At 73.1% G+C, this 21,525-nt stretch carries 25 protein-coding genes; 22 read left to right on the top strand and 3 right to left on the bottom strand.

The window, feature by feature from the left end; genetic code table 11:
• Positions 1-84: 84 nt before the first annotated feature.
• From AB0I89_RS03025 to AB0I89_RS03015, 3 genes are all read right to left on the bottom strand, one after another.
• Positions 85-1,434: an NAD(P)/FAD-dependent oxidoreductase gene (locus tag AB0I89_RS03025; protein ID WP_357119145.1), complete on the bottom strand. Its 1,350-nt coding sequence runs from the start codon at positions 1,432-1,434 to the stop codon at positions 85-87.
• A 1-nt stretch (position 1,435) separates the two neighbouring features.
• A complete protein-coding gene (locus AB0I89_RS03020) occupies positions 1,436-1,783 on the bottom strand; it encodes a TcmI family type II polyketide cyclase (RefSeq protein ID WP_357119142.1) in 348 nt (115 codons plus the stop codon).
• 93 nt (positions 1,784-1,876) lie between these two features.
• The gene (locus tag AB0I89_RS03015; RefSeq protein ID WP_357119139.1) at positions 1,877-2,686 is read right to left on the bottom strand and encodes a BTAD domain-containing putative transcriptional regulator; all 810 of its coding nucleotides are present in this window, start codon (positions 2,684-2,686) and stop codon (positions 1,877-1,879) included.
• 436 nt (positions 2,687-3,122) lie between these two features.
• On the opposite strand from AB0I89_RS03015, the gene AB0I89_RS03010 reads away from it, so the two are divergent.
• From AB0I89_RS03010 to AB0I89_RS02905, 22 genes are all read left to right on the top strand, one after another.
• Positions 3,123-3,452, top strand: coding sequence for a TcmI family type II polyketide cyclase (locus tag AB0I89_RS03010; RefSeq protein WP_357119136.1), 330 nt, complete (start codon positions 3,123-3,125; stop codon positions 3,450-3,452).
• Entirely contained in the window at positions 3,449-5,206 is a 1,758-nt protein-coding gene (locus AB0I89_RS03005) for an acetyl-CoA carboxylase carboxyltransferase subunit alpha (protein WP_357119133.1), read from the top strand. Before AB0I89_RS03010 ends, AB0I89_RS03005 begins: the two co-directional genes overlap by 4 nt.
• The gene (gene accB, locus AB0I89_RS03000; protein ID WP_357119130.1) at positions 5,203-5,787 is read left to right on the top strand and encodes an acetyl-CoA carboxylase biotin carboxyl carrier protein; all 585 of its coding nucleotides are present in this window, start codon (positions 5,203-5,205) and stop codon (positions 5,785-5,787) included. The genes AB0I89_RS03005 and accB overlap by 4 nt, the downstream gene beginning before the upstream one ends.
• Positions 5,788-5,801: 14 nt before the next feature.
• Entirely contained in the window at positions 5,802-7,232 is a 1,431-nt protein-coding gene (locus AB0I89_RS02995; protein ID WP_357119127.1) for an acetyl-CoA carboxylase biotin carboxylase subunit, read from the top strand.
• Positions 7,229-8,038: an SRPBCC family protein gene (locus AB0I89_RS02990; protein ID WP_357119124.1), complete on the top strand. Its 810-nt coding sequence runs from the start codon at positions 7,229-7,231 to the stop codon at positions 8,036-8,038. The genes AB0I89_RS02995 and AB0I89_RS02990 overlap by 4 nt, the downstream gene beginning before the upstream one ends.
• The gene (locus tag AB0I89_RS02985; RefSeq protein ID WP_357119121.1) at positions 8,031-8,447 is read left to right on the top strand and encodes a cupin domain-containing protein; all 417 of its coding nucleotides are present in this window, start codon (positions 8,031-8,033) and stop codon (positions 8,445-8,447) included. Before AB0I89_RS02990 ends, AB0I89_RS02985 begins: the two co-directional genes overlap by 8 nt.
• Positions 8,448-8,489: 42 nt before the next feature.
• Positions 8,490-9,758, top strand: a complete 1,269-nt coding sequence (locus tag AB0I89_RS02980) for a beta-ketoacyl-[acyl-carrier-protein] synthase family protein (protein ID WP_357119118.1) — start codon at positions 8,490-8,492, stop codon at positions 9,756-9,758.
• Positions 9,755-11,005 (top strand): beta-ketoacyl synthase N-terminal-like domain-containing protein, encoded by a 1,251-nt coding sequence (locus tag AB0I89_RS02975; RefSeq protein ID WP_357119115.1) that lies wholly within the window; start codon positions 9,755-9,757, stop codon positions 11,003-11,005. Before AB0I89_RS02980 ends, AB0I89_RS02975 begins: the two co-directional genes overlap by 4 nt.
• Positions 11,002-11,343: an antibiotic biosynthesis monooxygenase family protein gene (locus AB0I89_RS02970; RefSeq protein ID WP_357119113.1), complete on the top strand. Its 342-nt coding sequence runs from the start codon at positions 11,002-11,004 to the stop codon at positions 11,341-11,343. The genes AB0I89_RS02975 and AB0I89_RS02970 overlap by 4 nt, the downstream gene beginning before the upstream one ends.
• A gap of 121 nt (positions 11,344-11,464) precedes the next feature.
• On the top strand, positions 11,465-12,292 hold the full coding sequence (locus AB0I89_RS02965; protein WP_357119110.1) for a M55 family metallopeptidase: 828 nt from the start codon (positions 11,465-11,467) through the stop codon (positions 12,290-12,292).
• Between the two features lie 115 nt (positions 12,293-12,407).
• Entirely contained in the window at positions 12,408-12,671 is a 264-nt protein-coding gene (locus tag AB0I89_RS02960) for a hypothetical protein (protein WP_357119107.1), read from the top strand.
• Positions 12,672-12,673: 2 nt separating this feature from the next.
• Positions 12,674-12,934: a hypothetical protein gene (locus tag AB0I89_RS02955; RefSeq protein WP_357119104.1), complete on the top strand. Its 261-nt coding sequence runs from the start codon at positions 12,674-12,676 to the stop codon at positions 12,932-12,934.
• Positions 12,931-13,587 carry a hypothetical protein gene (locus AB0I89_RS02950; RefSeq protein ID WP_357119101.1) on the top strand — a complete coding sequence of 219 codons (657 nt, stop codon included), beginning with the start codon at positions 12,931-12,933 and terminating at the stop codon, positions 13,585-13,587. The genes AB0I89_RS02955 and AB0I89_RS02950 overlap by 4 nt, the downstream gene beginning before the upstream one ends.
• Entirely contained in the window at positions 13,560-14,012 is a 453-nt protein-coding gene (locus tag AB0I89_RS02945; RefSeq protein ID WP_357119098.1) for a hypothetical protein, read from the top strand. The genes AB0I89_RS02950 and AB0I89_RS02945 overlap by 28 nt, the downstream gene beginning before the upstream one ends.
• Before the next feature lie 139 nt (positions 14,013-14,151).
• A complete protein-coding gene (locus tag AB0I89_RS02940) occupies positions 14,152-14,532 on the top strand; it encodes a hypothetical protein (protein ID WP_357119095.1) in 381 nt (126 codons plus the stop codon).
• A gap of 262 nt (positions 14,533-14,794) precedes the next feature.
• On the top strand, positions 14,795-16,189 hold the full coding sequence (locus AB0I89_RS02935) for a class I adenylate-forming enzyme family protein (protein WP_357119092.1): 1,395 nt from the start codon (positions 14,795-14,797) through the stop codon (positions 16,187-16,189).
• Positions 16,190-16,371: 182 nt separating this feature from the next.
• The gene (locus AB0I89_RS02930) at positions 16,372-16,638 is read left to right on the top strand and encodes an acyl carrier protein (protein WP_357119090.1); all 267 of its coding nucleotides are present in this window, start codon (positions 16,372-16,374) and stop codon (positions 16,636-16,638) included.
• The gene (locus AB0I89_RS02925; RefSeq protein ID WP_357119087.1) at positions 16,638-16,883 is read left to right on the top strand and encodes an acyl carrier protein; all 246 of its coding nucleotides are present in this window, start codon (positions 16,638-16,640) and stop codon (positions 16,881-16,883) included. Before AB0I89_RS02930 ends, AB0I89_RS02925 begins: the two co-directional genes overlap by 1 nt.
• Positions 16,876-17,973 carry a beta-ketoacyl synthase N-terminal-like domain-containing protein gene (locus AB0I89_RS02920; RefSeq protein ID WP_357119084.1) on the top strand — a complete coding sequence of 366 codons (1,098 nt, stop codon included), beginning with the start codon at positions 16,876-16,878 and terminating at the stop codon, positions 17,971-17,973. Before AB0I89_RS02925 ends, AB0I89_RS02920 begins: the two co-directional genes overlap by 8 nt.
• Before the next feature lie 98 nt (positions 17,974-18,071).
• A complete protein-coding gene (locus tag AB0I89_RS02915; RefSeq protein ID WP_357119081.1) occupies positions 18,072-18,566 on the top strand; it encodes a beta-ketoacyl synthase chain length factor in 495 nt (164 codons plus the stop codon).
• Positions 18,563-20,179 carry a class I adenylate-forming enzyme family protein gene (locus AB0I89_RS02910; RefSeq protein WP_357119078.1) on the top strand — a complete coding sequence of 539 codons (1,617 nt, stop codon included), beginning with the start codon at positions 18,563-18,565 and terminating at the stop codon, positions 20,177-20,179. Before AB0I89_RS02915 ends, AB0I89_RS02910 begins: the two co-directional genes overlap by 4 nt.
• 102 nt (positions 20,180-20,281) lie before the next feature.
• Entirely contained in the window at positions 20,282-21,520 is a 1,239-nt protein-coding gene (locus AB0I89_RS02905) for a beta-ketoacyl-[acyl-carrier-protein] synthase family protein (RefSeq protein WP_357119075.1), read from the top strand.
• The last annotated feature ends 5 nt before the right edge of the window (positions 21,521-21,525 follow it).

The raw sequence follows: 21,525 nt of genomic DNA, 5'->3' as shown, positions 1-21,525 counted from the left end.
CGACGTCGCGACCGGCGCCCGCCGGGCACGAGGCGACCCGGGTACGACGCTCGCACGTCGTACCCGGGTCGGTGGGTGCCGCGGTCAGTCCTCGTCGCCCTCGTAGGTGTGGAAGTCGTCGACGAAACGGCGTCGCAGTGGGGGCACCCGACTGGTCACTCCGAAGTAGCCGCGCGCGCCGAGCAGGGCGAGACGGCCCACCACCGGGCGGTACATCCGGTCCTCGCCGTTGGTGCCGCTGCGGTTCAGTGATTCGGCGACCCGTGCGAAGCCGTACGGCACCATGGCGGCTTCGTAGTCCGCCACGGCCTGCACGAGCGTCTTGTCCCCGGCGACGGCGCTGGTGAGGTGCTGGCAGAGCAGGCGGGCGTCGCGCAGCGCGGTGTTCGCCCCCACCCCGCGCCCGGGGGTCATCGTGTGGATGGCGTCCCCGAGCAGGGTGACGGTGCTGCTCTTCCAGGGTGGCGTCGGCTCGGACGTGCTCACCCTGATCGGCAGGACACTGCCCGGATCGCTGGTCCGCAACAGTTCCCGCAGGTCCGGGTGCCAGTTCGGGGTCAGGTCCAGCGCGACCCGCTTCAGGTCCTCGCCCCGGCGCTCCAGGACGTCGGACGGGAACCGACGGGCGGTGCTCCAGATGATGAGGTTGATGTAGTCGGCGCTGGTCTGCTCGGACAGGCCGGACCAGGCCCGCAGCAGGGCGGCGTCGTCGTCGCCGACGCCGGGCTTGATCGTCCGGTTCGCGTCCCACTTGAACTCCATCACGTGCAGCACGCCCATCGTGCCGCCGACGCCGAAGATCAGCGAGATGCCCTTGGCGACGCGCTCGGGCACGAGACCGCGGGTCTGCGCGGTCAGCGGGATGCGCGTGGCGATGTTGATCGTCCCGGCGTCCCGGATGACCGCGTGCGGCAGGTACTGGTGGCGGACCGCCGAGTGCGTGCCGTCCGCCGCCACCAGCAGGTCGCCGGTGGCGGTGGTCCCGTCGGCGAAGTGGGCGGTGACCGTGCCGTCGTCGTGCTGCTCGTACCGGACGAAGGTCTTGTCGAAGTGCACCACGTCGGCCAGGCCGGTCAACAGCACCTGGCGCAGCACCATCCGGGCCACCGAGTGTTCCGTCCGCACGGGATCGACGGCCGGCCGCAGCTCGAACGACGCGGTCTCGCGCAGCCGCTGGGTGACGACGTTGAAGTAGCTCGGCGGCCGGGCGCAGGTTGCCAGGAACGTGGCGAACAGTTGAGGTGGCAGGCAGTCGCGCAGTGCCCGGCTGCCGGTCGGACCGATGCCCACGCGGTATCCGAGCAGCCCTTCTCCGCTGTGCCGATGCCGCTCGTAGACGGCGACGCTGATGCCGGCGCGGCGCAGCCCGTGCGCCAGGCACAGGCCGCCGGTGCCGGCGCCGATGACCAGGACGTGCGGTCCCGTGGTGGACATGTCAGCCGGCCGGGTGAGGCGCCGCCGCGTCGGCCGCGTCCCAGCGGTAGAAGCACTCGGCGATGGCGTCCTTCGGGGAGCGCCAGGTCGACAGGTACGGCGAGGTGTGCGCCGCGAGCCTTTCGTTGACCTGCTGGAACAGCGGATGGTTACGGGCGGCGGCGAGGGCGCCCGGATTGACGTCCGAGGTCTCGATGACGTGCACGAACACGTCGTGCAGGCCGTACAGGGACCGGTGCGTGACGCCGGTGAGGCCGGGCAGTTCGGTGGCGTCGGACTCGGCGAAGATCTGGGCGACCCGCCCCTCCGCGCCTGGGATGATCCGGCTGACGATCAGTAGACGACTCATGGGACCCCTTCCGCCGGTGGCCGATCCCGACCCGCAGGCCGGTGGTCACGTGCTTGATGCGGTCACCGTGCCGCAGGCCGTGTCACGTCACCGTCACGTGTGCCGACCGGCCGGTGACGGCCGTACGGCGGGGTCCCGGCCGGCGGCGGGGCGGGTGGCCGCCCGGATCGGGGCGAGCGTGTCGTCGAGCAGGGCGCTCATCGCCGGGCTGGGTTCGAGGCGCAGCTCGCGGCGCAGCAGGTCCCGGTAGACGTAGAAGGCGTGCACGGCCTCGAACGCGTTGCCCTCCGCGAGGTGGATGCGGACCACCAGCCGGTGCGGTGTCTCGCGCAGCGGTTCGGCGGCCATCGCTTCCAACGCTGCCTCCAACGCCTCGCCGTGCCGCCCCGCGGCGAGGTGCTGGGCGGACACCTGCTCCAGCATGTGCAGACGCAGTTGCCGCAGCCGTTCCCGGTCCAGCAACACCCAGTCGTCGTACCAGCCGGGCAGCAGGTCGTGCCGGCCGGCGGCGAGCGCCCCGGCGGTGGTCCGCGGGTCGTCGCCGTTGCGGACGCGCTCGGCCGTCCCGACGAGGTCGTCGACGTCGAGGCGGACGGCCGGGGCCAGCCGGACGGTGTCGCCGGCCACGACCATCGGGCAGCACGGGTCCTGCCGCAGCCGCCACAGCGCGGTCCGTAGCGACGACAGCGCCCGCTCCTCGGACACGTCGGGCCAGAGCAGCCCGGCGAGTTGGCTGCGGGTGGCGCCGGGGCGCAGCCCGATCAGGGCGATCACCCGTTGCAGTCCGCGCGGCACCACGATGTGCGCGGTGGCGTGCAGGAGGCGGAAGCCGCCGAGCAGGTGCAGCGCGAGGTCACCCTCGCCGGGGCCTTCGGCGGTCGGCACGGACGGATCAGCGGCCACGGCGGCACCCCTCTGTGGAACGCTCGTCCCGACTGTCTGCTGTGTCCCGGATCGGCTGCCCGCGTCGCCACCGTCGGCTCCGTCGATGGAATCCGACCACGGCTGTCCACGCGCGGCGTCACCCGCCGGAGCCGCCGGGCTGACCACCGTGAAGATTATCAATTACGGTCACGGTGAGTCAACGCCCATGTTGGCCCAATCTCGCCCATGAAATCGGTTCTGAACTGCAAAAACATCGATCATTCGAGGCGGGCTGCACATGGGACGCATAGCTCATACACAGGTTGCGTCAACGCAGCGTCACCATTTGGCGTCGCCGGTCGATCCGTCGCGGTGACGCCGCCGTGACGACGACTGCCGCATCGTGGCGGCAGTCGTCCAGCGCGTCCCCGGGGCTCATCCGGCCGACCCGGACGCCGTGGGGGGAGGCCCAGCCATGGACCGATCGCTGATCATCGCGAAGGTCGTACCGACCGCGCAGGAGCAGGTCGCCGAAATCTTCGCCGAGTCGGACGCGACCGAGCTACCGCGCCTGGTCGGCGTCCGGCACCGCGCGCTGTACCGGCTGCACGACCTCTACGTGCACCTGCTCGAGACCGAGCAGCCGGCGCAGCCGGCGGTCGAGGCCGCCCGGGGCCACCCCGAGTTCATCCGGGTCAGCGACCGGCTCCGGCCGTACGTCTCGCCGTACCTGCCGACCTGGCGCTCCCCGCGCGACGCGATGGCGCGCTGCTTCTACCGGTTCGACGCCGGAGGGCGCTCGTGACCGCCGCCGCGGGGCAGGAGGAGCAGCTCTGGTCCCGCTGCGCCGGCTGCGCGAGCCTGCTCTACCGCAAGCGGCTACGCCGCAACCTGCACGTGTGCCCGGAGTGCGGGGAGCACTCCCGCCTCGGCGCGCCGGAGCGGCTGCGGCAGCTCGTCGACCCGGGCTCGCTGCGCCTGCTGCCCGACCGGATACCCGAGGCGGACCCGCTGAACTTCGTCGACGTGCTCCCGTACCCGCACCGGCTCACCGCGGCGCGGGCCGCCACCGGCCTGCCCGAGGCTGTTCTCTGTGGCACCGCCACCATCGGCGGGCACCCGGCCGCCCTGGCGGTGATGGACTTCCGCTTCCTCGGCGGCAGCCTCGGCGCCGCGGTGGGCGAGCTAATCACCCGCACCGCCGAGCGGGCGCTCGACGACCGGGTGCCGCTCATCCTGGTCACCGCGTCCGGCGGCGCCCGGATGCAGGAGGGCGCCCTGTCGCTGATGCAGATGGCCACGGTCAGCCAGGCGATCGCCGCCCTGCGCGAGGCGGGCCTGCTCACCGTCAGCGTGCTCACCGACCCGACCTACGGCGGCGTGGCGGCGTCCTTCGCCACCAACACCGACCTGGTGCTCGCCGAGAGCGGCGCCCGGATGGGCTTCGCCGGTCCACGGGTGATCCGTCAGATCACCGGTCGCGCCCTGCCGGAGGGGTTCCAGACCGCCGACTTCCTGCTGCGTCACGGGCAGGTCGACATGGTGGTGCAGCGCCGGTCGTTGCGCGGTCGGCTGGCGGCGCTGCTGGCCGCGGCCCGCACCGGCCGTCCGGCGCGGGCGTCCGTACCCCGTCAGGAGCCGGCGCGACACCACGAGCGTCTGGTGGACGCGGTCCCGCCGGCGGTGGCCGACGGGCAGCGACCGCCCACGGCGGCGGCCGACGACGGCACGCAGCCGGCGGTACGCGACGCGTGGGACACCGTGCGCACGGCCCGCCACCCCGGTCGACCCACCACCCTGGACTACCTGGACTCGGTCTTCGACGGGTTCGTCGAGTTGCACGGCGACCGGCTCGGCGGGGACTGCCCGGCCATCGTGGGCGGGATCGCCCGCCTGGCCGGGCGGCACGTGATGGTGATCGGCCACCAGAAGGGGCACACCACCGCCGACCTGGTCGCCCGCAACTTCGGCATGGCCAGCCCGGCCGGGCACCGCAAGGCGTTGCGGCTGATGCGTCTCGCCGCGCGACTCGGCCTGCCGGTGGTCACCCTCATCGACACGCCCGGCGCGGACCCGGGGATCAGCGCCGAGGAGCAGGGGCAGGCGGCGGCGATCGCGGAGAACATCCTCACCCTCACCGTGCTGCCGACCCCCGTCGTCACGGTGATCACCGGCGAGGGCGGCAGCGGCGGCGCGCTGGCCCTCGGCGTCGCCGACCGGGTGCTGATGCTCCAACACGCCGTCTACTCGGTGATCAGCCCGGAAGGCTGCGCCGCCATCCTCTGGCCGGACCGCTCCGCCGCCCCACAGGCGGCCCGCGCGCTGCGGCTGACCGCGCCCGACCTGTGTCGCCTCGGCGTCGTCGACGAGATCGTCCCCGAGCCCGCGACGGCCGCCCACGACGACCCGGCGGAGACCGCCCGGCGGCTGCGCGCCGCCCTGCTGGCCAATCTGTTGCCACTGCTGGACGTGCCGCCCGCGATGCTGGTCCGCCTGCGACGGCAGCGCTTCCGTCGGTTCGGCGCCACCCGCGCCGGCAACCAGGCAGGTGCCCGATGACGGCCGGCGCGACGGTGTCCACCGCCGACGGCCCGAACGGCCGGGCGGACGTCGACGGGCGCCTCCGGGCGGACGGATCCCAGGGATCCGACACGGACGGCGAGGAGGTGCTGGCCGGGCTACGCCGACAGGCCCGGCACCTGCTCGCCGAGCTGGCCGGGCCGGTACGCCGGATCCGGCTGCGCAGCGGGGCGACCGTGCTCGAGATCGAGTGGCATCCGGACGAGCCGGCCGGCGGCTCGGGCGTACCTCCGGCCCTGCCGGTGGCCGCCGCCACGCCGCCGCCGACCGCGGCCGCGCCCGGTCCGCCGGCCGCGCTGATCCGCCCCCCGGTTCCGGGCCGCGCCGCGATCCGGGCGCCGATCGTCGGCACGTTCTATCGCGCGCCGGAGCCGGGCGCTGGGCCGTTCGTCGCGGTCGGCGACCTGGTCCGTCCCGGTCAGCCGGTGGCGATCGTCGAGGCCATGAAGTTGATGAACGAGGTGAGCGCCGACCGGGCCGGCCGGGTGGTCGCGATCCTCGTCGAGGACGGTCAGCCGGTGGAGTACGACCAGCCACTGGTCGAGCTGGATCCGGCCTGACGGCGGGGGTGGCGATGTTCGAGACCGTTCTGATCGCCAACCGGGGCGAGATCGCCCTGCGGGTGCTGCGGGCCTGCCGGGAACTCGGCGTCCGCACGGCGGTGGTCTACTCCGCCGCCGACGCGGACTCCGCGGCCGTCCGCCTCGCCGACCAGGCCGTCCGGATCGGACCGGCGTCCAGCCGGCGCAGCTACCTCAACGCCGCCGCGATCGTGGAGGCCGCCCGCCAGGTGGGCGCGCAGGCCGTCCACCCCGGATACGGGTTCCTCTCCGAGGACGCCGACTTCGCCGAGATCTGCGCGGACAACGGGCTGACGTTCATCGGGCCGCCGCCGGCGGTGATGGCGGCGCTGGCCGACAAGTCCTCGGCCCGGGCCCTGATGAGCCGGGCCGGACTGCCGCTGGCGGCGGGCAGCGTCGCGCCGGTGGCCACCGCCGCGGCGGCGGCCGAGGTCGCCGACGCCGTCGGCTACCCGGTGATCGTCAAGGCCGCCGCCGGGGGCGGCGGCCGGGGGATGACCGTGGTGCGCCGTCCGGCCGAGCTGGCCCGGGCGTACGCGCGGACGCGGGCCGCCGCCCAGGCCGCCTTCGGCGACGACCGGGTGTACGTCGAGCGCTACCTCACCGAGGCCCGGCACGTCGAGGTGCAGGTGCTCTGCGACGCCCACGGCAACGGCGTGCACCTGGGCACCCGGGACTGCTCGGTGCAGCGCCGACACCAGAAACTCGTCGAGGAGGCCCCCGCCCCCGCGCTGTCCGCCGCGACGCTCGACTCCATCGCCGAGACCGCGCTGCGGGGCGCGCTGGAGGTGGGCTTCGTCGGCGCCGGCACGCTGGAGTTCCTGGTCGACGCCGAGGAACGCTTCCACTTCCTGGAGATCAACTGTCGGATCCAGGTGGAGCACCCCGTCACCGAGATGGTCACCGGGATCGACCTGGTGCACGAGCAACTGCACATCGCGGCCGGTGTGCCGCTGCGGTGGCGGCAGGAGGAGATACACCTGCGCGGCGTCTCCGTGGAGTGCCGCGTGAACACCGAGGACCCGTCACGCGGCTTCGCCCCCACCCCCGGACGGCTCGAGCGGTTCACCCCGCCGGGCGGCCCGTTCACCCGGGTGGACACCCACGCCCGCGCCGGTTACCTGGTCGGCCCCTGGTACGACTCCCTGCTGGCCAAGGTCGTGGTCTGGGCGCCCGACCGGGAGTCGGCGCTCAACCGGCTGGAACGCGCGCTGTACGAGTTCGACATCGCCGGTCCGGGTGTGCACACCACCATCCCGTTCGTCCGGCGGGTGCTCGACGACGCCGGGTTCCGCAAGGGCCGCTACACCACCGGCCTCGTCGACCGCCTGCTCGCCGCGCCCGCGTCGCGGCCGGCGGCCACCCCAACACCCCGCGCCGCGCCCGCCGCGGAGCCCGACGTAACCCACAGGAGGACCCGATGACCGTCACCCATGGTCGCCCGATGACCGCCGAGATCACCGACATCCTGGTGGCGCACTGCGGCCTGGACGCCGAGGCCGCGGCCCGCACGCCCGCCGCGTCGCTGGAGGAACTCGGCATGGACTCGCTCGCCCTGCTGGAACTCTCGGCGGTCGTCGCCGACCGGTGGCAGGTGAGCATCCCCGAGCAGGCCGGGCAACTGAGCATCGCGGCGGTGGCCGACCTGGTCGCCCGTCGTACCGACCCGCCCGGGCACACCGAGAACACCGTGCTCATCGACGCGCCGCTCGCGCTGGTCTGGGACGTCACCAACGACGTGGCGAACTGGACCGAGCTGTTCACCGAGTACGCCGTGGTGGAGATTCTGCACCGCGACGGGCACACCGTACGGTTCCGGCTCACCATGTACCCCGACGAGAACGGGGTGGCGTGGAGCTGGGTCAGCGAACGCACCGCCGACCCGGTGAGCCGTCAGGTGCGGGCGCACCGGGTGGAGACCGGGCCGTTCGAGTACATGAGGATCCACTGGCGCTACACCGAGGAGGCCGGCGGCACCCGGATGACCTGGACGCAGGACTTCGCCATGAAGCCGACCGCGCCCGTCGACAACGCCGCCATGACCGAGCGGATCAACACCAACAGCGTCATCCAACTCGCCGTGATCAAGGACCGGGTGGAGCGGATCGCCCGGGAACGCGCCGGCCGGAGCGGCCCGGCCGGCGGCTCGGTTCCGGCGCAGGCCGGCTCCGTCGACGGCGACGCCTCGGCGCAGGCCGGCTCCGCCGCGGGGGAGGCCGGCGATGAGTGACCTGGGCACCCGGCTGATAGCGGCCTCGGACGTACCGGCGGACCGGCGACGCGGCGGTGAGTTGCGGGTGCTGTTGGGCCCCCGCACCGTCGGCAGCACCTCCGGCTTCCTCGGGGTGGCGACCCTCGCGTCGGGGGAGCGGATCGCCGAGCACTACCACCCCTACAGCGAGGAGTTCCTGTACGTGGCTCGCGGCGCGATCACCGTGGACCTCGACGACCAGCCCACGCAGGTGGCCACCGGCGAGGCGCTGTTCGTACCGGTCAACGTGCGGCACCGGCTGCGCAACACCGGCACGGAGCCGGCCGAGGTGGTCTTCCACCTGGGCCCCCTGGCCCCGCGCCCCGAGCTGGGGCACGTCGACACCGAACTCGTCGAACAGGGGGTGGGTCGTGAGCGCGAGGAGTGAGCCGGGTTTGCGAGCCCCGCAGTCGCGAACAGAGGTGGCGCGGTGACCGGCCGTCGCACCGTGGTGACCGGCGTGGGCGTCGTGGCCCCCGGCGGCGCCAGCCGGGACCGGTTCTGGAAGACCATCACCGAGGGGCGTACGGCCACCCGGCGGATCAGCTTCTTCGACCCGTCGCCGTTCCGCTCGCAGATCGCCGCCGAGTGTGACTTCAACCCGGTCGCCGCCGGGCTCACCGACGCCGAGCGGCGTCGCGCCGACCGCTACGTCCAGTTCGCGCTGGCCTGCTCCACCGAGGCCATCGCCGACGCCGGCCTGGTGCTTACCGACGCCGAGCGGGACCGCGCCGGGGTGGTGCTCGGCACCGCCGTGGGCGGCACGATGGCCCTGGAAGAGGAGTACGTGCGGGTCAGCGAGCACGGCCGGCGGTGGCTGGTCGACGCGGCACTCGGCGGCCCATACCTGTACCAGGCGCTGGTGCCCAGCAGCCTGGCCGCCGACGTGGCCTGCCGGCACGGCCTGCACGGCCCGGCGCAGGTCGTCTCCACCGGCTGCACGTCCGGCATCGACGCCATCGGCTACGCCCACCAGATGATCGTGGACGGCGAGGCGGACATCGTGCTGGCCGGCGCGGCCGACTCGCCGATCTCACCGGTCACCGTCGCCTCGTTCGACGCGATCAAGGCGACCAGTCCCGACAACGACGACCCAGCGCACGCCTCCCGCCCGTTCGACGCCGACCGGCACGGATTCGTGCTGGCCGAGGGCGCGGCCGTGCTGGTGCTCGAGGAGGCCGAGCACGCCCGACGGCGGGGCGCCCACGTCTACTGCGAGGTCGCCGGCTACGCCAGCCGCAGCAACGGCTTCCACATGACCGGGCTGCGCCCCGACGGGCTGGAGATGGGCCTCGCCGTCAGCGACGCGCTGCGGCAGGGCCGGATCATCCCGGAGCAGGTCTCCTACATCAGCGCGCACGGTTCGGGCACCCGGCAGAACGACCGGCACGAGACGGCCGCGTTCAAGCGGGCGCTGGGCCAGGCCGCGTACCGGGTGCCGATCAGCTCCATCAAGTCGATGGTCGGGCACTCGCTCGGCGCGATCGGGTCGATCGAGATGGCCGCCTGCGCCCTCGCGATCGAGTTCGGGGTGGTGCCGCCGACGGCCAACTGGAGCACCCGTGACCCCGAGTGCGACCTGGACTACGTACCCAACGAGGCGCGGGAGGTGCCGGTGAACGTGGCCCTGTCGGTGGGCAGCGGGTTCGGTGGCTTCCAGTCGGCGATGGTGTTCCGCCGACTTCCGGCGGCGGCGTGAGCACCGCCCGGGCGGTCGTCACCGGAATCGGTGTGGTCGCGCCCAGCGGCGTCGGCGCGGACGCGCACTGGCGTACCGTCCTGGCCGGCACCCGGCGCACCGGGCCGATCACGCTCTTCGACCCGGCCGGCTACCCCACCCGCCTCGGCGGCGAGGTGCCCGACTTCGCGGCCGAGTCCTACGCCGAGAGCCGGCAACTCGTGCAGACCGACCGATGGACACACCTCGGCTTCGCCGCCACCCGCCTCGCGCTGGCCGACGCCGGGCTGCCCGAGCGGGCACCCGACCCGTACGGCTACGCGGTCGCCTTGGCCAGCTCGTCCGGGGGCAACCTGTTCGGGCAGCGGGAACTGCAACGGCTCTGGGGTGGGCCGTCGCGCACCGTCGGCGCGTACCAGTCGATCGCCTGGTTCTACGCGGCGAGCGTCGGACAGCTCTCCATCCACCACCAGTTCAAGGGTCCGAGCGGCGTGCTGGTCGCGGAGGCGGCCGGCGGGCTGGACAGCCTCGCGCACGCCGCCCGCGCGGTGCGCCGGGGGACTCCGGTGGTCATCGCCGGGGCGACCGAGTGTCCACTGAGCCCGTACGCCCTGGCCTGCCAGTTGCGCTCCGGGCTGCTCAGCGACGTCGCCGACCCGGAGCGGGCCTACCGGCCGTTCGACGCGACGGCCAGCGGCTACCTGCCGGCCGAGGGCGGCGCGGTCTTCGTGGTGGAGGAGTTGGGCCACGCGTTGGCCCGGGGCGCCCGGATCTACGGCGAGGTCAGCGGCTGGGGGGCCACCCACGACGCCGCGCACACCACCGCCGACAGCGCCGGCGACCCGATCCAGTACGCGCGGGCGATGCGGCTGGCCCTGGACCGCGCCGGCGTCGCGGCGACCGCGATCGACGTGGTGCTGCCCGACGCCCTCGGCGTACTCCGCTACGACCGCAGCGAGGCCGCGGCGCTGCGCGCCGTCTTCGCCGACCGGCCGCCCCCGGTCACCACCCAGAAACCGCTGACCGGCCGGGCCCACCAGGGCGGCTCGGCACTGGACGTGGCCACCGCCCTGCTCGCGTTCGCGCACGACACGCTGCCCGCCTCGGCCGGCCCCGACGAGGTCGCCGACGGGTGCGAGCTGGACTTCCTGCGTGAGCACCGCCGGCCGCGCAGCCGGCTGGCGCTGGTCTGCGCGCGGGGCTTCGACGGATTCAACAGCGCGCTGGTCCTGCGGGGCGCCGCGCCGACGGAAGGAGAGACGCCGTGAGCGGACAGCGGGCCCGAGTGGTCTTCCTGGTCCGGGTGCCGGCGCCGCGTACGGAGGCGTTTCTGGCCGCGTACGAGCAGATCCGGCACCTGGTCGCCGACGGTGTGCCGGGGCACCTGGTGGACCAGGTGTGCCGCTCGTCGACCGACCCGGAGCAGTGGCTGATCACCAGCGAGTGGGCGAGCCTGGCCGACTTCGAGGCGTGGGAGCGCACCGAGGAGCACCGCGACCTGGTGCGGCCGATGCGGGAGTGCTTCACCGACGCCCGGTCGCTGCGCTTCCACATCCACGCCCAGACCCCGGACGAGGCCCGTCTCGCCGCCGCCGCAGGGCTCTGATCCACTCCAGATCGCCGAGGTGGGGGTATCCGGAGCGGGTGGATGCCCCCACCTCGGCGACCTGCTGTCGATCAACTCGACCACCTTCGTGACCATCGGGAGCGCGTAGGATCCCGAGGTCATGAAGGTGCTGATCTCCGTCGACCTGGAAGGCGTCTCGGGGATCGTGCATCCCACCGAGACGAATCCCGATCGGTACGACTACGAGCGCGGCCGGGCCCTCATGACGGCCGAGGCGAACGCGGTGATCGCCGGCGTTCTCGATGCCGCACCCGACGCCGTCGTGTGGGTTGCCGACGCGCACGGCACGTTCCGCAACATCCTGCCGGAGGACCTCGACCGACGGGCGCACCTCGTGCGCGGCAAACCGCGCCCGCTGGGCATGCTCGCGGGTCTGGACGAGCACACGGGCGCCGTCATGTTCATCGGTTATCACGCTCGGGCCGGTGCCGGCCCGGCCGTGCTGGCCCACACGATGAGTGACGCGATCCTCGACGTACGCGTGGCGGGTCGGTCACTAGGCGAGATCGGCCTCAACACCGCCATGGCAGGGCACCTGGACGTGCCGGTCGTCCTGCTCAGCGGAGACGACGCCGCCTGCGCCGAGTTCGGTGAGCTGGTGCCCTCGGCGGTCACCGTCGCCGTCAAACAGACCCTGGGCCAGGCCGCCGCGGTGGCCCTGCATCCGCAGGAGGTGCGCGAGCGGCTGCGTCACGCTGCCGCCGATGCCATCACCCGCCGCGCCTCGATTCCTCCGTGGACGATGTCCGGGCCGTTGGACGTGGAGGTCGATCTGTACGGCCCGTACATGGTCGACCTCGCCGTTCTGGTGCCGGGTGTGACCCGGGTCGGCGGCGGCCGGACGGTCGCCTTCCGCGCCGTCGACGCCGCCGAGGCATATCGGCTGATTCAACTTCTCGTCCAGCTCGCCAGCATCAAACCGGGCTAGCGCGACGCCCCGAGACGGGGCTACGGAGAGGGATTCATGTTGGGTAGTGTCTGCGTCGCTACTGCCCGTGCAGAACGCCGGTGCCCCTCGCCGTGCGATCGACCGGAAGGACGGCATGGCCAGCATCGAGCAAGTCAAAGCCGCGCTCGCCCAGGCAGCCGAGCAGAGCGTCACGACGACGAGCCAGATCCGCGCCGCCATCGACGGCACCGACCAGGTGCTCGCTCGGCTGCGCGCGGTATCCGCAGGCACTGGCCATCCGGCCATCGCTGAGGCGATCGCCCGAGCCGAGCAGAGCAAGCAACGTCTGACCGAGGCAGCCACGACCCTCCAGGGCAGCACCGCGGCGGCCCGGCAGTACATCAACATCCTTGGCTGACTATGAGCATCGGCGAGGTCAAGGCAGCCCTCGACGAAGCGCGTCACCTTCTCGACCAGAGCCGGACGACGATCGAGGGCATCGGCGCATCCCTGGACGAAGCCGCTGGGGTCATGCTCCCCACCATGCACGACAGCCGGCGCGAGGAGGCCGAGAAGGCCCGCCGGGCTCTCGCTGAGGCGATACGCGAGGTGACGCTGACCCTGCGGGTCATCACCTCCGCACAGGAAAGTGCTGACGAATTCCGCAGGGCGCTGGGGTGAGCGACCTGCTCGCTCAGGTCGTGGCCCAACTCCGGTCCACGATCGACCGCCTGGACGCGATCGCGGTCCAGGCGACACGTGCCGCATCGGACGTCACTCAGGGGCATGCCCGGTACTCCACGGTCGGGAGAGGTACCGACCATCCCAGGCTGCGCGCGGCGGTAGGTCAGAGCCGCACCGGTGCCGACAAGGCTCGCCGGATCGCCCGGTTGAGCAGCGATGCGGCGCGGAACGTCGCGGACTTCCTGAATGCCGTGGCACCTGGCTCGGCGCCACGATCGGCGGCAGCCACCTCCGGGTCACCGCCGGGGGAGGAACTCTTGGCTGACAGCGATCGACGGGACCTGGGCCGGAGAAGAGGCGCCTTCCTCATTCGTGCGGCGCGAAGGGCCGACGACGTGCAGGACCAGGTCTCGGCAGGTGTCGACGCCGTGGAGAAGGGATCTACGGCCCTGCGTGACTTTGACCGTCCCTCCGGTGCACACTCGTCCGGAACGAGCACCCCCACCGGTCCTGGCCCGTCACCACGCGCGAAGATCGATGGGTCGGAGGCTGCGGGGCATCTCGTGGTGGCTGGGCTGCTGGCGGGCGTGGCAGCGCAGCGAGTTTCCGGAGTGATCCGACAGTGGAAGGCCAGGTTGAACCAGAAGTGATTGATCAGCCGCTCAGCGAACTCATCCGGGCATTGCACAGGGCGGACTGGGACGCGGTCGATGCCTTGTCAGTCGAGATTGGCCGGCACGGGTTGGGTAACGGTCTCAAGGTCATTGGGGCTGCCTTTGCCGTCGCTGTCGAACGGCGATTCGGTGCGGACGCCACTCCGAGTGACGTGGCTGCTTGGGTCTCGGGAATCCGATCCCGGCAGCAGGGCGGAGATCCACTGCCGGTACTTGAGATGGAAGGGCTTATCCGGGCAGTCCTCGGGGAGCCGGAACTGGTCGACTCAATCTCCCCCGAGACCGCCCTCGGAGCCGAGCTATTCATGCTCGGCCAGCTTCTTCGTGAAGCCGACCTCAGTCCGGCCGAACTGGACGAGTTCACCCTGGAAGCCGAGCAGCTTGCGGCCGAGCACCTGTAGCGGTCTGCCCGGGACTGACCGAGGCTCAGGATGCGCGCATCTGCTGGCTCCGCACGTTAGCGAGACCAGCGCGAGGCTGCCTCCTCGCTCAATACCGTTATGAACTTGGCGCGCGCCCACCAGGTTGCCGACGTGCTTGATGTACCTGGCGGAAGTGACCTGCCCCGTCAACGTCTGCACAGCCTGGCTCCCGAGGCTCGCCCGCTTCCTGACCGCACTGCGCGTCGGCGACACCGACGAGGCCCTGCGCCACCATCGGATGGCCGTTCGCCGCGACGACTGGCCCCTGCTGCCCGCCGACCTTCGCGCGGCCCACCTCGTCGACGCCGCCCGCGCCCACCTCGACGGCGGCGACGTCACCGGAGCCGGGCGCGCGCTGGCCGACGCACACACCGTCGCGCCCGGCGAGATCCACCGTCGCCCTGCTGTCCGTACCCTGGTCGCCGAGATCGCCCAGTGCGGACCGGCGGCCGCCGGCGTGGCCCGGCTGGCCGACCTCATTGGCCTCACCCATCCCTGATCGACTCGGGATCCCGGAAACGGCGGTGTCCGATCGGCTGGGACGGCCCGACTTCCAGGAAGTCGAGTCGATCATGGTCGGCAGGTGGGAACGAGTGGTGGGCGGCGGTATGCGGCAATCGGTCCGGGCGCTCAAATTGATCTAGCCATTTGCATCTAGCGATGCTCAACGTGGCTGTCGTAGGGTTCCGGCAGCACCTCGAAAGATGCCAGAAATTGGCTCCTATGCCCTACTTTGCGCTGCGGGTCGAATGGTGGGGGCAATGAATCATGTCGCCGAAAACCTTACGGTAGATGACCCCGGCTGGGTGGATGAAGTCCTGTTCGCCGGCCGTCCAACCGATGTTTGTCTCCGCCTGCCGGAACCGATCGACCGGGCCACCCTGCACCGGTTGGTGACCGCCGCGCAGGACCGGCTGACCGCTGCCGGACTGCGTTCCGGTGGCGCCGCCGCGCTGCGGTTGCCGCCGTCGCTGGCGTACGTCGTCAACCTGCTCGCCGCCTGGCGGGCGGGAGCGCAGGCCATCCTGCTCGACCACCGGCTCACCGACCACGAGGTGGACCGGGCGCTTGCCCGGCTCACCCCGCAGGTGGTCGTCGCCCCGCTGCGGACCGGCGGGGGCGCGTTGAAGGTGTTCGTCGACGTCACCGAGAGCGTCACCCGGTACGCGGACGGTCCAGCGGTCAGCGGCCACGCCGTGATCCAGCTCAGCTCCGGCTCGACCGGCCCGTCCAAGGTGATCGGCCGTACGGCCGCCGACCTGGTCGCCGAGGTGCGCCGCTACACCCGTATCGACGGGGTGGCGTTGCCCGGCGAGCGGATCATCCTGCTGCCCTCCATGGTGCACGTGCTCGGCCTGGTCGGCGGCCTGCTCTACGGTCTGCACGCCGGTGTGGAGCTGGTGCCGCCGCAGCGGCTCAGCGGCGACGCGGTGCTGGCCGCCATCGCCGCCCAGGCCACGCCGGCCACGGTGCTGGGCGTGCCGTTCCACATCGGTCTGCTCGCCTCCAGCCGGCCGACCGGTCCGCTGCCGCAGTTCCGGCGGATGACCACCGGCGGCGAGCTGGTCCCGGCCGCGGTGGTCCGGGCGTTCACCGACCGGTACGGGGTGCCGCTGGGCAACATGTACGGGATGACCGAGGTCGGGGTCATCGGCACCGACCTGCACGGCGCGCACCGCCCGTCGATCGCCCCCGCGCCCGGCATCGAGGTCCGCGAGTCCGGCGGTGAGCTGTGGGTGTCCTGTCCGGCGTCGCCGTACGTCGGGCTGAGCGACCCCACCCGCTGGGCCGACGGCTGGCTGCACACCCGCGACGCCGGCACCGTCGACGCCGACACCGGCCTGGTCACCGTGCGCGGCCGCCTCGACTCGCAGGTCTCGGTGGGCGGGATGAAGGTCGACCTCACCGAGGTGGAGGCGACCGTCGCCCAGCTGCCCGGCGTGGCCGCCGCCGTGGTGGTGTGGGACGACGGCATCACCGCCTACGTCCAGCCCGACGGCCCGCTGTCCGAGGAGGTCCTGGACAAGCTCCTCGCCGAACGGCTGGCCGGCTACAAGCGACCCCGGGTGTTGCGCCTGCTCGACGCGTTGCCCCGTACCACCACCGGCAAGCTGGTCCGCTCGACGGACGCGCTGCGCTCGGCGGTGACGTCGTGACCGGCCCGCTGCGCCACCTCGACGCCGACACCCGCGCCGTCAAGCGCGCCGACTACCGCGCCGACACCCGCGCGCGGCGACCGTACGGCGGGATCCGGCCGACCGCCGGTGTCCCCACCGACCCAGACCAACGCGGTGTCCCGATCGGACACCGTCACCTGGCTTACGCAGAGAGGGTATCCATGAGAGCCGAGGTCCGCGCCTTCGTCGTCGAGCAGCTCGTCGACATGAACTACGACGTCGAGGGGCTCGACGACGACACCACGCTCGGCCCGTCCGGCGTCGACCTGGAATCGCTGGCCCTGTCCGATCTGGCCGTCCGCGTCGAGGACCAGTTCGGCCTGACGTTCGCCGACGACGAGTCGGAGAAGCTCGCGCTGATGACGGTAGGCGAGTTCACCACGATGGTCGCCGACCGCGTCGCCGAGGCGAAGCGCGACGCCGCCTGATGACCGGTCAGCCCGACCTGGGGCGAGCTGACCTGCTGACCATGCTCGCCGAACTCACCGCGAAACCGGCCGACGAGGTCCCGGACCGGGTCGGCTCGATGGAGCTGGCCTGGCTCGTGCACCTCGTCGAGCAGCGCTACCAGCGTCAGCTCGACCTCACCGACGACGACCTGGCCGGCATCCGTACCGTCGACGACGCCCTGGCGGTCCTGCGGGCGTCGTTGGCCGCTCCCGCAGATGGCTGAGCCGCCCGTCGTCCAGCTCACCGGTGTGCACGCGGTCAGCGCCCTCGGGCGGGGCGCCGAGGCGCAGCTCGCCGCCACGCCGGCCTTCGGACCGATCCGTCGCTTCGACACGAGCACACGCCGGGTCACCGTGGCGGCCACCCTGCCGGAGGTCGGCACCCTCGCCGACGAGCTGGCCGACGCGATCGACGCGGCCTGCCGGACGGCCGGCCTGGACCGCGCCCGGCGTGCCGGGTGTGCGCTGCTGCTCGCCGTGCACGGCGGCCCGGCCCCCGGCGTGGAGCCGGTCCCGTCCGCGCTCGCCGGCCAGCTCGCCTCCCGCTGTGGGCTGTCCGCTCACACCCGGGTCTACACCAGCGCGTGCGTGTCGGCGAGTACGGCGGTCGCCGACGCCGCCACCCTGATCAGCCGGGGTGATCTGGACCGGGTGGTGGTGGCCGCCGGTTATCTCGTCGAGCCGGACCAGTTCGCGCTCTTCGACGCCGGCCGCGCCCTCGCCGACGACGGCGCGGTCCGCCCGTTCAGCGCTGGCCGCCGTGGGCTGCTGCTCGGTGACGGCGTGGCCGCCGTGGTGGTCGAGTCCCGCGCCGAGGCGCGGCGGGGCGCGGAGCCGGTGGCGACCGTCGTGGGCTGGGGACGCGCCGGGGACGCGTACCACCCGTGCCAGCCGGACCCGACCGGCGCCGGGCTGGCCCGCGCGGCCAGCGCCGCGCTGCGCCGGGCCGGGCTGCCGCCGCGGGCGATCGGGTACGTCAACGCCAACGCCACCGGCACCGCCCAGAGCGACGCCGCCGAGGCCGCGGCGCTGCGGCGGGCCCTCGACGGGTACGCCAACGAGGTGCCGGTCAGCTCCACGAAGGGGTTGCACGGGCACGCGTTGGAGGCGTCCGGGCTGCTCGAACTGGTGGTCACGGCGATGGCGCTGCGGGCCGGCGAGTTGCCGGTCAACGCCGGCTGGCGGGGCCCCGACGAGGCGTGTCCGGTCAACGTCATCACGGCGGCGTCGCGCCGTGCGCCGGTGACCCACGCCCTGACCCTCAACTCCGCGTTCGGCGGCGCCAACACCGCGCTCCTGGTCGGCGCGCCATGACCACCCCCACCTCCCCGCGATCGTGCACTTTCTGCGCCGACGAATCCGGCGAAGAACGCGAATCCACAACAGAAACCGCAAGATCGCGGGAGGTGGGAGTGCGGGAGCTCGCGCGGGCGCGCTGGCCCGAGCCGGGGGACGGGGTCGTGCCGGGGGTGCCGGGGTTCGTGCACTCGGCGTTCGCGCCCACGGTCGTGGCGGTCGGCGAGCGGTGCCTGCGGCGGCGGTACGGGGACCAGCCGGTGCCGGAGGGGGTACGCACCGCGATCGTGCTGGTCAGCGCCAGCGGTGACCGGGCCAGCGCCGATCACGTCCGCGTGACGGTCGAGGCCGGCGGACGGATCGGGCCGCTGTTCTTCTACCAGTCCGTGCCCAACAGCGTCGCCGGGCACCTCGCGGCCCGCTGGGGACTGCGCGGCCCGGTGGTCTGCCTCAGCCCCACCGGCGACCCGTACGCCGAGGGCACCGCGCAGGCGGCACTACTGCACGACGACGGCGACGCCGACGAGGTGTTGCTGATCCTGATCGAACAGACGCCCGACCTGTCCACCGAGGCGGTCGCGGTGCTGCTGGGGGGAGGAGCACGACCATGAGGACACCGGGACTGCGCGGCCGGTTGGCCGCCGACACCGAGCTGGGCGCGGGCAACATGCTGGCCCGCGTGCTGGCGCACGGCGCCGACCCGGACGGGCCGGCGCTGACCTTCGACACCGCCGTCGACGGGCATCCAGCCGAGACGCCGCTCACGTTGGGTCAGCTCGACGAGCGGGTCGCCGCCCGCGCCGCGTGGCTGCACGAGCAGGGGATACGCCCCCGCGACCCGGTTGCCGTCTGGGCCACCGCCGCCGCCGATATGGTGCTCAGCTTCCTGGCGCTGGCCCGGCTCGGCGCGATCCCGGCGCTGATGAACGGCAAGCTCCGCCCGGAGATCGCCGCCGAGTACATCCGTCGGCTGCGTGGTGTCGGGGTGCTCGCCGACGACGCGCACACCGCGCTGCTGGCCGGGCACGAGCTGGGCGTACCGGTGCTCGGCACGCCCGCGCGGGCCGGCACCGGCGACCCGGCGAAGGCCCCGCCGCACTACCGGCACCACCCGGACGACCCGATCGTGATCACCCACACCTCCGGGACGACCGGGGTGCCCAAGGCGGTGCTGCACTCCCACGCCAGCCTCTTCGCGGCCACCCGGCACCTGCTGAGCATGCCGCAGGCGCAGGGCACCAGCCGGATCCTCAACGCCCTTCCCGCACCGCACACCGCGACTGTGCTGATGGTCAACCAGGCGTTGGGTAACCGCGCCCAGATGTTCCTGCTCTCCGAGCAGGGCGGCGAGCGGGTCCTCGACGCGATCCAACGCTGGCGTCCCGACGGGGTGTTCGGTTTCTCGGTCACCTGGGCCGAGCTGGCCCGGTTCGACCTGTCCGGGTACGACCTGGACTCGGTGCGGCTGTGGTTCAACACCGGCGACTGCTCGCACGAGCCGCACATCCGCCGCCTCGTCGCAGTCGGTTGGCACGACACCGTGACCCGCGACGGGGTGGCGCGGGTGCCCGGCTCGCTGTTCATCGACGGGCTGGGCTCCAGCGAGATGGGGCACTCGATGTTCCACATCACCCACCGCGCCGACACCGACCGGTACGGCCGCTGCATCGGCCGGCCGTACCAGTTCACCAGGGTCGCGGTGCTGGATACCGACGGCGAGCCGGTGCCGGTCGGCGAGGTGGGTTTCCTGGGTGTCGACTCGCCGTCGCTGTTCCGGGGCTACTGGAACGACTCGGCCGCCACCTACCGGTTCCGCCAGCGTGGCTGGTACCTCACGGGCGACCTGGTCCGCGCCGACGCCGAGGGCCGGTACTACCACCTGGACCGCGCGGTCGACTCGGTCGACGCCGGGGACGGGCGGCGGTTCTTCACCGCGCTGTCGGAGGAGCGGATCCTCGCCACCTGCCCGGACGTCACCGACTGCACGGTGGTGATCGTCGCCGAGGGCGGGCGGGTGGTGACCGACGTGCTGCTGGAGTTGGCCGCCGGCGCCGACGAGGCCGAGGACCGCACCGAACGGGTGCGCGCCGCCCTCGGCGCGGACGTCGGCGCCACGCTGCGCCGGGTCGTGCCGGTCCGCTCCGACGACATTCCGGTGACCGTGACCGGCAAGGTCCGCAAGGTGGCCCTGCGGGAGCGTTACCTCACCGAGGCCGCGTCGTGAGCGGGCGGGTCGGAGCGCCGGCGTGAGCGAGCGGAGCGAGCGAACCAAGCAGCTCAGCCGCTCGGAGTCTCGCGCCGGCGCGGAGCGAAGCGGAGCGCCGGCGTGAGCGCGCTGATCACCGGGATGGGCCTGTTCTCTCCGGTCGGGCGGGGCGTCGAGGAGACCTTCGAGGCGTTGACGACCGGGCGGTCCGGGCTGACCCGCCCACCCGAGGGCCATCCGGCGTCGGGTTCGCTGGACGTCGCCGGTCTGCTGCCCGACATCGACCCGCGCAGCGTCCTGCCCGGCCCGGAGAGCCGGGTGTTGGACCGGACCGTGGTCCTGGCGCTGCTCACCGCCGCCGACGCGCTCGCGGACGCCGGCATCGAGGTGGGCCGCGACGTCGACCCCTCCCGGATCGGCGTGATCGTCGGCGGTGTCGGCGGGCTGGCCACGCTGGAGTCGCAGGTGCTGGCCCGCGCGGCGCGGGGACGGTCGGCGGTCAGCCCGTACCTGCTCACCGGCATCCTGCCGAACATGCCGGCGGCGCGGATCGCCATCGCGTACGGCATCCGGGGTTACAGCTCGTCGGTCGGCACGGCCTGCGCCTCGGGGGCCCAGGCGGTCGCCGACGCGGTCCGGCTGATCCGGTGCGGGGAGGCCGACGTGGTGGTCTGCGGGGCCAGTGAGGCGCCGCTCTTTCCGACCTTCACCGACACGTTCGGCAACGCGCGGGCACTGGCCCGCGCCGGCGGCGATCCGACCCGGGCGAGCCGGCCGTTCGACACCTCCCGCAGCGGGTTCGTGCTGGCCGAGGGGGCGGCGCTGCTGGTCCTCGAACGTGCCGAGCACGCCGCCGCGCGCGGCGCCCGGGGGTACGCCGAGGTGGCCGGTTACGGCGCGACCACCGACGCGTACCACCCGACCGCCCCGCGTCCGGACGGCGCGGGCGCGGCGGCGTGCATCCGGGGCGCGCTGCGCAGCTCGGGAGTGCCGGCGGCGGCGGTCGGCTACGTCAACGCGCACGGCACCGGCACGAAGCTCGGCGACATCGCGGAGACCACGGCCCTCGCGGACGTGTTCGGCGACGGTGGCGTGCCGGTCAGCTCCACCAAGGCGCTCACCGGTCACCTGCTCGGCGCGTCCGGGGTGTTGGAGACGGCGGCGACCGCGCTGGCGCTCGGTCGGGGGTTGCTGCCGCCGACGTACCACCTCGACGACCTGGACCCGGCCTGCCCGGGTGACCACATCCGGGGGGCGCCCCGCCGGTCCGATGTGGAGTACGCGCTGACCAACTCGTTCGGGTTCGGCGGCCAGAACGTGAGCCTGGTGCTCGCGCGGGTCGCCGAGCCGAGGAGGTGAGCGAC

The sequence above is a fragment of the Micromonospora sp. NPDC049801 genome (genome assembly GCF_040656575.1).
In the GTDB taxonomy this organism is placed as follows: Bacteria; Actinomycetota; Actinomycetes; order Mycobacteriales; family Micromonosporaceae; genus Micromonospora.
Note: the sequence above shows the minus strand (reverse complement) of the source record. Positions and strands in the feature narration are given on the sequence as shown.